This is a genomic window from Armatimonadota bacterium (assembly GCA_017993055.1).
Lineage (GTDB): Bacteria > Armatimonadota > UBA5829 > DTJY01 > DTJY01 > JAGONM01.
On sequence record JAGONM010000023.1, the window covers coordinates 32,188 to 46,816 of the forward strand.

Sequence of the window (14,629 nt, forward strand, 5' to 3'; positions counted from 1 at the left end):
AGAGGCGTCGGTCACATCGCCGTCAGCAGGTCCCAGAACGCCCGGCAGGATGAGGCGATGCTCCCGCGCGGCCATATCACCATCGGGCCGTCGAACCCCCGGCAGCGGAGGATCGAGATCAGTTCCTTCACCTCACCGTTGCCGTAACCCGGTTCGGTCGGCTCTCCGCCGAACGTGCCGTCTTTGACGTACAACTGCCTGACCAGGCTCTTCGACAGGCCGTGATAGTAGACATTGAGGAACGGGTGCTGGCCGACCGCCGCGAACTCGGCCGGATCGAACGCGAGTCCCACGCCCAGGTCCTTCAGCACCCGGGTGGACTCGGCGGTATTGACGGTTGACGTGCTGTCATTCCTGACCAGAAGCGGCAGGCGCCTGGCGCTGGACTCCTCGGCGAAGGCCTTGAGCCGCGACAGCGCCCCGGTGAGGTCTCCCCTGGGAGCCGCCTTGATGATCGAGCCCGCGCCGACGCTCGCGGCGAACCTGACGGCGTCCGGGATGGACTTGGTGCCCGTCACCTCTACCCCCGTCACCGAGAGTCCGGAGTCGAGCACGGCCTTGAGCGACGGCTCCATCCCATAGCCCATCATCTGCCGGAGCAGTTCCGGGCCGATCTCGACGGCGGTTATGCCGAAGCCCCACAGCTCCCGCGCAAGATCCTCGAAGTCGGTCGGCTCGTCTATCCTCACGGACAGAGTGAACTCCTCGGATGCGAGCGCCTTCCGGCGGACCGCGCCTCTCTGCCGGACGCAGTCGGCGCAGGCGGGGTTCTCGCAGAGCACGGCGGCGGGGTCGGCCTTCAGGGCCTCGACGGCGGCGCGGACGGTGCCGGCGGCGTCCATGAGCCTGCACACCGCCTTGCCGATCCGACCGACGCGCATGACGCCCGCATCGCGGAACAGCGGGTCGAGGCCGATGAAGTCGCGGTGCGGGCCGGGGAACCGCTGGAGGGTTATCTCCTTCACGGTGCCGTCCCGGGGGTCGCGGTAACTGACGCGCCGCGGGGTCAGGTATGGACAGTCGGCGTAGTCCTCCGCCGTGTGAAGGAGCGTGTTGCGGTCCTGGTCAACTCCGAGCAGGAGAACCTTGCCGCCCCATTCGATGAGCCTGCTGAACGGAGTGCCCTCCCCGCACGCGGTAGGCGCCTTGGCGTGATCGGCGACCAGCTCATCCGCCCGCGCGCCCGACGCCGCGATCGGATGCGTCGGATGCACGCTTCGAACAGTCCCCGGCCGCGTGCGGAAGACCTCGGTGATCGTCCCCATGTGCGAGGGCGACTGCTCGACGTCGAAGACCTCGCCGGAGCTGATCGAAGGTATGTACAGCGTAGGCATCGCGACGGTGCCGGTCGGCCCGACGGCCTCGACGAGTGCGTCTATCACGGTATCCGCGCCGCCTTCGACCCGTCCGAGGCTCGAGAGGGAACTGTGCACCATCAGCACGTCCCCCTTGCTCACGCCGAGGTCGCGCAGTCCGCGAACGATGTCGTCTCTGGTCAACTCCAAGGTGCTACCTCCGCCCGTATGGGACAAACGGGACATATGGGACTCATGTGCTCACGAGCACCGCCCTCGCCGGTGAGGCGCACGCACCCCGGATCGGCAGCGGGAACACGATGAGCCTCCCGGCGCGCGACCCCCACCGCTCCAGGTTCACCAGCGGGGCCAGCAGGAGCACGTCCTGCCGGAAGAACCGCTCGAAGAAGCCCTGCGGATGCTCCAGGCTGTCCCACCTCGGCAGGTCCGCCCCCACGAGCGCCGGCCTGAGCGACAGGATGCGGTCCATCGCGTCGGCGGAGAACCGGGGCGAGTCGGCGAGAAACCCCGGGCTCTCCCAGTTCGCTCCCCAGCCGGCGCAGATCAGGACGGCCGCGCCCTCGGGGATGTCGTCCGCGAGCGCGCCGATCTCCTCGCCCGTGATCATCTCACCCGGGCGTTTCGGGCTCAAGGTCATGACACGCGCGGCGAGAAACAGGTCCTCCGGGGCCAACCGGTCAATCGTCCGCATCCCCGGGAACATGTGCGCGCCGGTCTCGAGATACGTGCCTGTCTGAACGCTCATGGAGATGTTCCAGGAGTAAGTCGGGTACGCGACCCAGTCAACAGGCGGGACTTCTTCCATGCGGAACGGCGCGTACGGAAGGCCGTAGGTCCACATCCCTTCGTAGATCGGGCCGGTGATGTCCAGTGTGCGGGGCAATTCGGCATCCCTCCGCGGCGCGGCGCGTGTCTCGGTAGAATATTACCCTCCGGCGGGCGAGGTGTCAACAGGGGCGCCGGCCATTGCTTGCCAGGAAGTTCTCCGGTTGCTCAGTATTGTGGTATAATATGTTTTGCAGTACTCGTTTGCGGGCAGTATTCACGGTGCGGAACGTCTGAGCGCCGAGGCTGAATCAGCCTGAGGTTGAAACGGCATGGCCGAGTATCCGACAAGCCCGAACTGCATACTCGACATGGGCGAGGATGAGTTTCGCGTGATCGCCGAGCGGACGCTCGGCGGGCTTCCGCACGCCGTCATCATCGTCGCCTGCCCCGACTACCGCGTCATCTTCCTGAACGGCGCCTCGCGGGAGGTGCTTCGCGGGTCCGGCATCGCCGATCCCGACGAGGTGCTGGGCGGCCGCCCCTGGGACGCCCTTCCCGGCTGGCGCGACGCCTTCCGTTCGGCCTACGATCACGTCAACTCCACGGGCGAGGTCAGCCGCTTCCGCGACATCAGGTTCCACTGGGGCAGCGAGACCACCTACTGGGACATCTCGCTCGTCCCGCACAAGAACTCAGGCGGCCGGGTGGCGGCGATATCCACCGTTGCGATGAACGTCACCGAGCGCAGGCACTCCGAGAGGCTTAGCGGCGTCCTCAACGATATCAACATCGCGATCAACTCGACCCCCGACACGGAGGAGGTCCTGCGGGAGGTGGTGCACCAGGCGATGAACGTCCTCTCGACCGAGGCCGCCGCGGTGACCCTGCGCGACGGCGACGGGTGGGCCGCGAAGTACCTCGACGGATTCCCCGGCGAACCGGACGGCGGCAGTTTCTCCGACGAGCAGTCGCTCGTGCTGTCCACGGTCCTGGAGTCCAGCGACGTGGTGGTCATGGAGGAGGTGACCGGGTCCTCGGGGCTCGCCTCGGCGCACGGCGTCTGCCCCCGGTCGGTCATAGCCATGCCGCTCATCAAGGTCGGCGAGGTCGCCGGAGTCCTGGCGTTCTACAGCCTCTCGAAGCCCCTGACCTTCTCCGAGGCGCAGGTGGACTTCGCGCGCAAGCTGTCGGCGTCGGTGTCGCTGGCGATGCAGAACATGGAGGCCGCCCGCGAGGCCGAGCGGCGGGCGCAGGAGGCAGAGGCGGGCAGGCGCACCCTGGAAGCGCTCATGCAGTTCGCGCCGGAGGGGATCACCATCTCGGACGCGCCCGACGGGATCATCCGCATGATGAGCATCTACGGCCAGCAGTTGATGGGCAGCACCTCCGATGCGCCGGTCGGAGTTCCGGACAAGGTCCGCCTGGACGAGTGGGATATCTACTGCGCGGACGGAGTCACGAGACCCGATTATTCGCAACTGCCGTCGGCACGCGCGATCCGAGACGGAGAGGTGGTCACGGACGAGGAGTGGGTGGTAGTCGGAGAGGACGGGCGGCGCATCCCGCTGCTCGTGAACGCCGGACCGATCCGGGACGCGGACGGAGAGATCATCGGCTCGATAGCTGTGTGGCGCGACATCACCTCGCTGAAGCAGACTCAGATGAAACTCGAGGAGGCCTACCGCAGGGAGCGGCATTTCGCGGAGGTTCTTCAACAGGCCCTCGCACCGAAGACCCCGTCGGTAGGAGCGGGTTACGCCGTAGCGGCGAGATATCTGCCCGCGTACTCGGAGGCGAACCTCGGCGGCGACTTCTACGACGTGTTCACCACGGAGTCCGGGCGGCTCGGCGTGGTGATCGGCGACGTCTCGGGCAAGGGCGTGGAGGCGGCGGCGATGGCGGCGGCGGCCCGAAGCACCGTGAGGGCCTTCGCGTACGAGATGTCCGACGTGGGCGAGGTGCTGGCACACGCGAACTCGGTGCTCTACCCTCAACAGCAGTGGTCGTCGTTCATCACCCTGCTCCTCGCGGTCATTGACCCGCCGACCGGACGCGTCGAGTACGCGAGCGCGGGCCATCCTCCCCCGGCGATCCGTAGGGCGAGCGGGCGGATCGAGTTCCTCGGCATAGGGTCTCCGCCGTTCGGGCTGTCGTCCGACATGGCCTTTGACAGCCACCACGGTTGTCTGAATCCCGGCGACAGGATAGTCTTCTACACCGACGGCATATCCGAAGCGCGCCACGACGCGGTCTTCTTCGGAACGGAGGGAGTGGCGGAGAGCCTCAGGAGGCACGGCCACCTCACCCCGGACGGAGCGCTCGACGCGCTGATCGCCGAGGTTGACTCGTTCGCGCGAGGCCGCATGAGGGACGACGCCGCCGTGGTGATGATCGCCCGCGCGAAGGACTGATGAGCACCGCACCGCCGACTATTCGATTCCGCGCCCTGCCCGTGCTATAATCTCCCCGCCATGACTTGCGCCGACTGTCAGCCGCTCCCCAGGGAGTTCTACCTCCGAGATACCATCGAGGCCGCGCGAGCGATCCTCGGCAAGGTGCTCGTTCGCCGAACGCCCGAGGAGATCATCGCCGGGCGGATCGTCGAGGCCGAGGCGTACACCAGCGACGACCCGTCGTGCCACGCCTGCCGGGGGATGACGAAACGCAACGCCCAGATGTTCGGCCCGCCGGGCCACGCGTACGTCTACTTCACCTACGGGATGTACCACTGCTTCAACGCAGTGACCGCGCCGGAGGGAGTCGGAGAGGCGGTGCTGATCCGCGCCGCCGAGCCGCTGGAAGGCTTAGAGTTGATGGAGAAGAACCGAGGCACGGACGTGTTGACGAACCTTGCCAGCGGACCGGGGAAGCTCTGCATGGCATTCGGCCTCGACCGCCTGCAGAACGGCCTCGACCTCACCGGCAGCGACCTGACGATCGTCGACGACGGCTTCGTCCCGGGCGAGATCGTGACCACGACGCGCATCGGCATCCGGGAGGCGGCCGACTACCCCTGGCGGTTCTATCTCGCGGGAAATGCGCACGTGTCCAAGCGGTAAGCACGAAATTCGAAACTCGAAGCACGAAACAAACTCCAATAGAGCAAAGAAGGCAAACAACCCTGCACGCGAGGATCGTTTGCCTTTTCCGATTTCGGTTATTCGGGCTTGTTTCGAGTTTCGTGCTTCGAATTTCGAATTTCCGATCAGGTGATTTCCTGATCGGTCAGATAACACGCCGGATCGGGAGACCAGACGTCGCCGTGGACGGCTTCGGCCCGGACGCGGAAGTTCCCGTTGCAGATATCGAGCCACTTGCAGGAGGCGCATCGGCCCGTGAGGAGATGCTTGCGGTCCTTCAGGCCGGCCATCAGCGGATCGGAAGTGTCGGTCCAGATCTCGCTGAACGGGCGCTCCCGGACGTTGCCGAACGAGTGATGCCACCAGAACTGGTCGGCGTGGACGTTGCCCTCGTTGTCGATATCAGCGATCCCGATCCCCGAGCTGTTCCCGCCGTTCCACTCGAGGAGTTGAAGCACTTCGTCCGCGCGCGGATTGCCCTCTCGGAGCATGCGCATGTAGAGGTACGGCCCGTCGCAGTGGTTGTCGACCGTGAGAATGTCGACATCGAGCCCGCGCCGGTTCATATCAGCCGTGCGGTCGATGATCAGATCGACGGCCTTTCGGGACTCCTCGTGCGAGAGGTCGTCCTTCTGCATCTCGCTGCCCCGACCGGTGTAGACGAGGTGGTAGAAGCACGCGCGGTTGATCTTGTGCTCCTCGATGAAGTCGAAGATCGCGCCGAGCTGCTCGTAGTTGTGACGCGTGAGGGTCAGCCGCAGACCGACCTTCTGCCCGACGGCGACGCAGTTGTCGAAGCCGCGCATCGCCGCCTCGAACGCGCCCTTCTGCCCGCGGAAGAAGTCGTTCCGCTCGCCGATCCCATCCAGCGAAATGCCGACGTAGCCGAAGCCGGTCTCCTTGATGCGCTCGGCGGCCCTCTCCGTGATGAGCGTGCCGTTCGTCGAGATCACCGGCCGGATGCCGAGTTCCCTGCAGAGCGCGGCGTTCTCGTACATATCCTCGCGGATCAGGGGCTCGCCGCCCGAGAAGAGAAACACCGGCGCGCCGAACTCGCCCAGGTCACGGATAACGGCCTGGATCTCCTCGGTCGATAGCTCGTTGGGATACGCCTTGTTGTCGGAGTCGGCGTAGCAGTGGATGCACTTGAGGTTGCACCGGCGCGTGCCGTTCCATACCACGATCGGCTTCTTGTCCTGAGAGTACTGGAGCAGGTGCGCGGGCATCCCCTTGCTCATTCGTCCATATCGAAGCGGGTCACCGGCCGTCGCCGTCCCGCAGTATAGTTTTGTGATACCAATCATGCACTTTCCTATCTAACCACAGAGGCACAGAGGACACGGAGACGGACCTAATGCAGGGTCTCAGAGCCGCCTGCCGGTCCCGGGGGCCCTGCTTTGTCCAAGCCGATGGCCTTCCTGAACTTCTCGATCATTGACAGCCCCCGCTTGGCTGTTCTTGCCACCTCTCCGAACTCAATGGTGGGCATCTTGTCTGCAACCTGCTTAGCTCCCCGGAGGTCGTTCTGGCTCAGCTTCTTCTCGAACTCGTTCACAAGATCGAACAGCTGCAATTCCTCGGAGTTCGGGAATCGCTCCTTTCCTATCAGCAGGATTCTCCGCGCTGTCACAGGATGCTCTGTTTCATCCAGAGCCTGGTACAGCTCCGAGAAGCCCCAAGGTGTATCGGGAGGGTTCGACACGACATCTTCTGCAAGTGCATTCTCGCGTTCCGTGTCGCCTGATGCATGAAGAAGCCGTATCAACTGCGCCCTCATCGTGCCATCGGTCGGGAACTTCTCGATACCGGCGGTGAAGGTCCGGATGGCCTGCTCCGTGTCGCCCCGGGCCGCCTCCAGCTTGCCGTGGAACTCGTGGACCTCTCGGCGCTTGCTGTCAATGCCCTCGTATTCTACCAGCGTGGCTTCTGCCTCGTCCAGGCGGTCGAGGGCGAGGAACGCACGCACCCTCTGTCCCAATGCGTTCGATCGAATAGAGAGCGTGCGCGTGGACAGCACAGGCTCTGTCAACTCCAGTACTGCCTCCCAGTCACCCTTCTTTATCGCCGCGTTGGCTTTTCGAATCTGGGCAAACAAGCTCAACGCCGGTACGGCCTCGGCGGCCCTCGCGGTCCACTCGGCAGCGCCTTCCTTGTCGCCTCGCTGATTGCAGACGCGGACCATCACGCCCATTGCAGATGACGAGAGTGGGCAGATCGAGAGAGACTTCATTGCGGCCTCTTCTGCCTCTTTGTCACGCTTGGCGAAAGCCAGTGCGGAACCGAGTTCGGCCCAGTACATGTAAGAGCCCGGCGCCTGTTGAGTGGTTTGCGTAAGCAGGTCAATCGCCTCGGCAAGACTGCCGTTCAGCATCGCGACTCGGGCGCGTTGATGGAACCATCTGTGAGATCCTGGAGAGCGTCGCTCACAATCCGCCAGGAGTGCCTCTGCATCCTCAGAGCGTCCGGCGCTCCTCAGTGAAGTGATCAAGTGGTGCAGCATGTCAATATCATCCGGGTGCTCCCGGCGATACGACTCTATCGCCGCTAACCCCTTGGCATTGTCGCCGCTGAGGCTATACGCGCCCGTGGAGAAAGCCACCACCAGCGGGTCAAACGGAGCACGAGCAATGGCGGAGTCGGCCGCATTCAGGGCCGAGTCAATATCGCCCTCACAGGTGGCGATGACGCAGCTGGCGGCTAGAGCTATCGGCATATCCGGGCGCACCTCGAGCGCACGGAGAGACGCCGATGCCGCTTCGTCCTTGCGCGCCCGCCAGTAGAGCGAAACCGCTAGGAGCGCCTGCGCCTCCGGCGACTCAGGATTCTCCTGAGCGGCTTGGTCGCACAGCTTACACACCAGCGGGAAGTCATCCTCACGGTATGCCTTCCTGATCTCAGCTATCAGCTCGTCATGCTCCATCTCATTACCTCCCCGTAATGGCCTTCACCAGCCCCTCGATCGTGTAGTCCTCCGCGACGATGTCGGGATGGAGGCCGTGGTCCTCGGCGGTCTGGGCGGTGATCGGGCCGATGCAGGCGATCATGACGCCCTCCCGTACCGATTCCCGGCCGACAAGCTGAACGAAGTTCTTCACCGTCGAGGAACTTGTGAACGTGATGATGTCGATCTCCCCGCGCTCAAGCATTTCCTTGATCGGTGGCGCGCAGGACTCCTCGATCACCGTCTGATAAGACGCCACGACATCCACCTGCGCTCCCCTTTCCCTGAGCTTTTCGGGCAGCACTTCGCGCGCGTCTTTCGCCCCGGGGATCAGGATACGCTTCCCGGCTGGGTCCTCGGGGAACTCCTCGACGACCGATTCCGCGACGAACTCTGACGGGATGAACTCCATCCGCATGCCCAGAGACGAGACAGCCTCGGCGGTTGCTGGTCCGATAGCGCCGATCTTTGGGCCTTTGAGCGATCGGACGTCCTTCCAGGTTTCGTAGAGACGACGACACAGGTTGTAGACCGCATTCGTGCTCGTGAAGAGTATCCAGTCGTATTCCCCGATCCGGTCTATCGCCGCATCGAGTTCACTGCAGTCCTGGACCGGCGAGATGCGGATGACCGGGAACTCGACCGGCTCGGCTCCCTGCTCGCGAAGGAGTTCGGACAGCTTGCTCGCCTGATCGCGGCTCCGAGTGACGAGCACGCGTTTCCCGGACAGCGGGCGGTTGTCGAACCACCGAAGCTTCTCCCGCAGGTTGACGACATCGCCGACGACGGTGACCGCCGGCGACTTGAAGCCTGCCGACTTCTCGACGATGTCCGCGAGGGTCCCCACGAGCGTCTCCTGCTCGGCCCGAGTGCCCCATCGGACGAGCGCGACCGGCGTCGAGGGATCCCTTCCATTCGCCACCAATTCCGACACGATGCTCGGCAGGTTCTCGACGCCCATGAGGAAGACGATCGTGTCCAGGCCGGTGGAGATCTTGTCCCACTTGATGCGCGACTGCTGACCCTCACCCCAACCCTCTCCCTCAGAGGGCGAGGGGGCTCTCTCGTGGCCGGTGATGATGCCCAGTGATGTCGTGAGCCCGCGGTGCGTGACCGGAATCCCCGCGTAGGCCGGAGCCGCGATCGCCGAGGTGACTCCCGGCACTTCCTCCCACTCGATGCCCGCCTCCACCAGCGCCTCCGCCTCCTCGCCGCCGCGCCCGAAGACGAACGGGTCGCCGCCCTTGAGCCGCACGACGGTCTTGCCCTCCCGAGCCTTCTCCACGAGCAGACTGTTGATGTCCTCCTGCTTCATGGTGTGCCGGCTGGATTCCTTGCCGACGTAGATCAGTTCGGCCTCAGGGCGGGCGTGGCATAGGATCGAGGGATGCACCAGGCGATCGTATACGATCACGTCGGCCCGCCGGATACATTCCGCGCCCCTCAGGGTCAACAGGCCCGGATCACCGGGCCCTGCTCCTACCAGATAGACTCTTCCAACCAGCTTGTCCGTCATGATCCGCGGTTCAGTACTGTATCCTTCGTGTTCTCATCCAGCTTGGGGTAGTCAAGATTGTAGTTGAGCCCCCGACTTTCCTTCCTGGAAATGGCGGACTCTATGATCAGGGAGGCCGTCGTGACCATGTTCCGAAGTTCGAGAAGGTCGCTGCTCAAGCGGCCGGACTCATACATCGCGTCCACCCGCGCGGCGAGTTCGGCGAGCTGGTCCTTCGCCTTCTGCAGCCGCTCGTTCGTGCGCACTATGCCGACGTAGCGCCACATGATCCGCCTGATCGCGCCCTTCAGCCCCGCGATCTCCTCGAGGGATGTCTGCCTCGAGTGGGCGGCCTTCGGAAAGTCGGGTATCTCGCCTTCGCAGCGCGCGCCCATGTACTGCTCCGAGTCGCCGGCCGCCCGGTGAGCGAAGACCACCGCCTCGAGCAGGGAGTTCGACGCCAGCCGGTTCGCGCCGTGGACTCCGGTGCATGCGACTTCTCCGCATGCGTAGAGCCGCTCGACCGAGGACCGAGCATTCACGTCGGTCAACACGCCGCCGCAGCTGTAATGAGCCGCCGGGACGATCGGGATCCAGTCCTCGGTGATGTCGATGCCGACCGAGAGGCACTTCTGGTAGATGGTCGGGAACCGCTCCCGGACGTGGGCCGCGTCCAGGTGCGTCACGTCGAGATAGACGCACTCGTCTCCGCTCTTCTTCAGCTCGGCGTCAATCGCGCGGGCGACGATGTCCCTCGGCGCGAGGCAGCCCATCTCGTGGTAGTTCTCCATGAACGTGCTGCCGTCCCTGAGGCGCAGGATGCCTCCCTCGCCCCGGACCGCCTCCGAGATGAGGAACGAGCGCGCCTCGGGGTGATGCAGGGAGGTCGGGTGAAACTGGATGAACTCCATGTTGGCGATACCGGCCCCCGCGCGGTATGCCATCGCCACGCCGTCGCCGGTAGCGATCTCCGGGTTCGTCGTGTGGAGATAGACCTGCCCCGCGCCGCCGGTCGCGAGCATAGTGACCCTCGCGCGGAAGGTCGTGACCTCCTCGGTCTCGGCGTCGAGCACGTATGCCCCGCAGCACGTCAGGCCGCTGTCGCCGGGGCGCGTGATGAGGTCAATCGCGCACTCGTGCTCGAAGGTGCGGATGTTTTCCTGGTGCTTGCACCGGACGATCAGCGCGCGCTCGATCTCCCGCCCGGTCAGGTCGGCGGCGTGGAGGATGCGGCGCATCGAGTGGCCGCCCTCGCGTCCGAGCGCGAACCTCGTCTCGCCGGTGGGGGTCTTCTCGCGGCTGAACTGGACGCCCAGTTCGACGAGTTCCCTGATCCGCTCCGGGCCTTCCCTGACGAGGATCTCGACGGTCTCCAGCCGGCAGAGCCCTGCGCCCGCGACGAGCGTGTCGCGGATGTGAAGATCGAAACTGTCATCGGGGGCGATCACGCCCGCGATCCCGCCCTGCGCGTAGTTCGTGTTAGATTCGGTGTCGCTCTTCTTCGTGACCAGCGCGACCCGTCCGAGCTTCGACACCTTGAGCGCGAAACTCAGCCCCGCTATGCCGCTCCCGAGGACGAGGTAATCAACATCCATAACTGCCATGAAGTGTCTCTTTTCGCCGCCGCCGGACTGGTTTTCCGGCCGCGAAGTTCTTCGCTTTCCCTCGGCGATTATCCCACTTCACGGTGAGGGGAGTCAACAGGATGGGCTTCGAGGACTAACGTCGCAGGTCGGCGAGGATACGGTCAGCGCCGGCGGAGAGGAGGACTTGGGACAGCTCGATGCCGAGTTCGTCGGGCTGATCCGGTCGATCGATGACCCGGCCGCGGACGAGCTTCGCCCCGTCGAGGCTCGCGACGACTCCCTCAAGGACAAGCGCGCCGCTATCCAGACGGGCGAGAGCGCCGATCGGGACCTGGCAGCCCCCTTCGAGCGACTTCATCAGCGACCGCTCCGCTCGGACCGCCGCGTGGGTCTCCGGGTGATCGAGAACGGCCAGCAGCAGGAACGTCTCGGGGTCGTCCCGACGAGCCTGGATCGCGAGCGCGCCCTGACCGACGGCGGGCAGGCATATCTCGGGCGAAAGCTTCTCGGTGATGCGGTCGGCCCAGCCCATGCGGTTCAATCCCGCGCATGCAAGGACGATCGCGTCGTACTCCCCGTTGTCGAGCTTGCGGAGCCGGGTGTCGAGATTGCCGCGGATGTCGAGGATCTCGAGGTTCGGGCGGTGGTGGAGTATCTGGGCGCGCCTGCGGAGGCTGCTGCTGCCGATCCGCGCTCCCGGCGGCAGGTCGGCGAGCACGGCGCCGCCGGAGACCAGTGCATCTAGCGGGTCTTCTCGCTCGGGCACGGCGGCGATGCAGAGGCCGTCCGGCATCTCGGTCGGCAGGTCCTTCATGCTGTGGACGACGAAGTCCACCTCGCGGGAGAGCAGCGCCTGCTCGAGTTCCTTGACGAAGAGGCCCTTGTCGCCGATGCCGGCCAGGGGGACGTCGAGTATCCGGTCCCCTTTCGTCTTGATGACCTGTACCTCGACAGTGAAGGGGTCGCCGCCTGGAGACGCCTCCCACAGCTGTCTGAGGCGTTCGGCGACCTGATTGGTCTGTGCGAGCGCTAGCGCGCTGCCCCTGGTCCCGACCGTCAGAAACTTCATGTTATTGACTGCCGATGTTTGGATTACCCCGCATGCGGGTACAAGAGCAATACATTGCGCTTTGTGCGCAACTGGGCAACGGTTGTTGCCCCTTGCCTTCCTCATGCTCTCGGCGGCAGTGAACTCCCTTCACTGCCGCGTTTTTTATCAAAGGCTCGCGGGGGCGCTCTCCGCCTTCGCAGTGCGGACTTCCTCCGCTGCCCGGTCGTTCGGGTCGAACGAGACCTTCAGGCCCTCCGCCGGGCTGCCGTCCTTCCGGCAGAACCTCGCGTAGAGGTTCTTCGCGCCGGGGTCGAGGACGACTTTCACCAGCAGGCGGTTCCAGCCGCTCTTGAGCAGGACGGACCCGCTCTCGGTATCGGGAAAATCGGGCTTCCCGCCGAGACTCGAAACGGCCAGCTCGCCGTTCACCCACGCCTTCAGCCGGCCCGCATACCCCGTCCGAAACTCTACACGCTGCGTCCTCGGCGACTTGACGTATACCGCGAGGTAGGCCGCCCCGGCCTGCGCATCCTTGAACGCGGATGAGAGGTCCGTCAGGCCGTCGTGCGACTTCCAGGACTCCCACTTGCCGTCGCCGACCTTCTCTCCGAGCCTCGGAGCCGCGAGCGGCTCGCCCGAGTCGAGGAGGGCGTACCTGAACGAGTTGCAGCCGTACTGCACCGTGCCGAGCGACTTCACGCTCACTGTGATCTCCCGCTTCCCCGCGAGGTGGTAGTACGGGATGACGGTGTCAACTTCCTTCCAGAGGCGGTAGCGCTCCCTGCCGGGATGGCTCCAGATAGTCCGCCACTCGCCGTTCACGGTGATGCTCGCGCGCTGGTCGCGGTCGCCCGCGTCTATCAGCCTGCGGAGTATCACGTTCCCATCTTTGTGTCCCGTCAGGGAGAGAGTGAGGTTCTCCTCGCCGCGGAAGTAGCGCCCGCTCTCACTCACCCGCTGACCGTCGGGGCCCCGGAAGCTGCGCTCTCCGCTCGAGTACTCATCCGTCACGGAATAACCGTGCGCCTTCTCGCTCGCCTCGTCGAAAGTGTCCATGACGTCGAGCGGCTGCCCCGCAAAGAAGTCCCGGGCGATCAGGGCATCCGGCGAAGCCGGCGAGCCGTCCGCGGCCTGAGCCGTGAACGCGCCCGCCGTGAGCCACTCGGAGATGAACGCCGCCGGGCTGAGCACCTCGGCGTCCCAGCCGATCTCTCCGCCGAACGGCCGGTCGGCCTCGCTCATCCGGACGGCCAGCCGCGCGGGGCCGGGCTCGGCGGGCGATCGGATCGCCAGCGTCCACGTCCTGTTGGCGAGAGTGCCGACCGTCTCGCCGTCCGAGAGCGACGGCTCGGGGACGACGAGCGCATCGGGCTTCAGCGAATCCAGACGCACCCGGTTGAAGTGCGACCAGGGCAGGTAACCGACGTTTCTGACATGGAGATCCAGGGTGTATTCCCGGCCGGCGAGCAGCGCGGTCGGATAGAACTGCAGCACGGAGGGCCTCGCATCGTACGGAGGATGCCCCGCCAGCAGGTCGGCGCGCACGCGGTTTCGGATGTCGGCAAGCGGGGCGTAGAGGTGGTCGCCGGGGCATGCCGTCGCGTTCCAGTCCCGATGGCCCCCGACCGCTATCGCGGTCCGGTCGAAGATCACCGCATTCGCGGTCGGGTCAATGTCGTATGTGTCGCACAGCCAGGAGAGCAGCCGCGCGAGGGACTCGATCTGTACCTGCGACGGGTATTCCTTCTCGTGGAAGTCCCCGATCACGTTGACGCCGATGTTCGACGTGTTCGGCGGCGAGTGGGTGCCCATCCATCCGAGCGGGCGGCCCTGATAGACGGTGCCGTCGCTTCCGATGAGGAGGTGATATCCGATGTCGCCCCAGCCCTTGCCGACGTGCATCTCCTGAATCTCGCGGAGCTTCCTCCTGTCCTCGGCGGGATCGGGCGGATTGGCGCCCGCCGGGATGTACGTATGGTGGATCGTTATCGCGACGGGGTCGCCGAGCGGCCCCTGCGAATACGGATCGAAGACGCGGTCCTGATAGCGATCACCCTCGCGCATCGAGCCCCACTCGTCCTTGGGAACGATCGTGGGGGCGGATATGCGAGAGCCGCCGAAGGATGAGGTGACGGAGAGGATGAGGGCGGCCGAGACCAGGAGAGCGGAAGTGGCAGGTTTCATTGTTTCACCCGGGTATAGAAACTAATGAGGCCGGGGGTGAGCCCGGCCTCATTATAACAGAAGGCGGTCGGTAGGGCAATCCTCGAGGCGGGTTCTGCGCTCCCCGCGAGTGCACCGCACCCCACATGAGATGCATCGCTGAGAGACTGCGACTTCCGGTTCACAACGTCACACCCATGACGCTTGCCGCGTGTCCGGAGATCGTTTC

The 14,629-nt window shown here is 65.1% G+C and carries 10 protein-coding genes; 2 read left to right on the forward strand and 8 right to left on the reverse strand.

Features of this window, described 5'->3' with window-relative positions; all coding sequences use genetic code 11:
* Nucleotides 1-11: 11 nt before the first annotated feature.
* On the reverse strand, nucleotides 12-1,505 hold the full coding sequence (locus KBC96_09875; GenBank protein MBP6964702.1) for an AAC(3) family N-acetyltransferase: 1,494 nt from the start codon (nucleotides 1,503-1,505) through the stop codon (nucleotides 12-14).
* Between the two features lie 43 nt (nucleotides 1,506-1,548).
* Nucleotides 1,549-2,199 (reverse strand): cyclase family protein, encoded by a 651-nt coding sequence (locus KBC96_09880; protein ID MBP6964703.1) that lies wholly within the window; start codon nucleotides 2,197-2,199, stop codon nucleotides 1,549-1,551.
* A gap of 214 nt (nucleotides 2,200-2,413) precedes the next feature.
* Here KBC96_09880 and KBC96_09885 point away from each other — a divergent pair, with 214 nt between their 5' ends.
* Together KBC96_09885 and KBC96_09890 are read left to right on the forward strand one after the other, a co-directional pair.
* Entirely contained in the window at nucleotides 2,414-4,495 is a 2,082-nt protein-coding gene (locus tag KBC96_09885) for a SpoIIE family protein phosphatase (protein ID MBP6964704.1), read from the forward strand.
* Nucleotides 4,496-4,555: 60 nt separating this feature from the next.
* Nucleotides 4,556-5,143: a DNA-3-methyladenine glycosylase gene (locus KBC96_09890; GenBank protein ID MBP6964705.1), complete on the forward strand. Its 588-nt coding sequence runs from the start codon at nucleotides 4,556-4,558 to the stop codon at nucleotides 5,141-5,143.
* 146 nt (nucleotides 5,144-5,289) lie between these two features.
* On the opposite strand, the gene KBC96_09895 is transcribed toward KBC96_09890, so the two are convergent.
* From KBC96_09895 to KBC96_09920, 6 genes are all read right to left on the reverse strand, one after another.
* Entirely contained in the window at nucleotides 5,290-6,468 is a 1,179-nt protein-coding gene (locus tag KBC96_09895; protein MBP6964706.1) for a radical SAM protein, read from the reverse strand.
* Between the two features lie 47 nt (nucleotides 6,469-6,515).
* Nucleotides 6,516-8,084 (reverse strand): tetratricopeptide repeat protein, encoded by a 1,569-nt coding sequence (locus KBC96_09900; GenBank protein ID MBP6964707.1) that lies wholly within the window; start codon nucleotides 8,082-8,084, stop codon nucleotides 6,516-6,518.
* A gap of 4 nt (nucleotides 8,085-8,088) precedes the next feature.
* On the reverse strand, nucleotides 8,089-9,621 hold the full coding sequence (gene cobA, locus KBC96_09905; protein ID MBP6964708.1) for a uroporphyrinogen-III C-methyltransferase: 1,533 nt from the start codon (nucleotides 9,619-9,621) through the stop codon (nucleotides 8,089-8,091).
* The gene (nadB, locus tag KBC96_09910; protein MBP6964709.1) at nucleotides 9,618-11,195 is read right to left on the reverse strand and encodes an L-aspartate oxidase; all 1,578 of its coding nucleotides are present in this window, start codon (nucleotides 11,193-11,195) and stop codon (nucleotides 9,618-9,620) included. The genes cobA and nadB overlap by 4 nt, the downstream gene beginning before the upstream one ends.
* A gap of 124 nt (nucleotides 11,196-11,319) precedes the next feature.
* Entirely contained in the window at nucleotides 11,320-12,255 is a 936-nt protein-coding gene (gene hemC / locus KBC96_09915; GenBank protein ID MBP6964710.1) for a hydroxymethylbilane synthase, read from the reverse strand.
* 147 nt (nucleotides 12,256-12,402) lie between these two features.
* Nucleotides 12,403-14,421, reverse strand: coding sequence for an N-acetylmuramoyl-L-alanine amidase (locus KBC96_09920; GenBank protein ID MBP6964711.1), 2,019 nt, complete (start codon nucleotides 14,419-14,421; stop codon nucleotides 12,403-12,405).
* Nucleotides 14,422-14,629 lie beyond the last annotated feature (208 nt).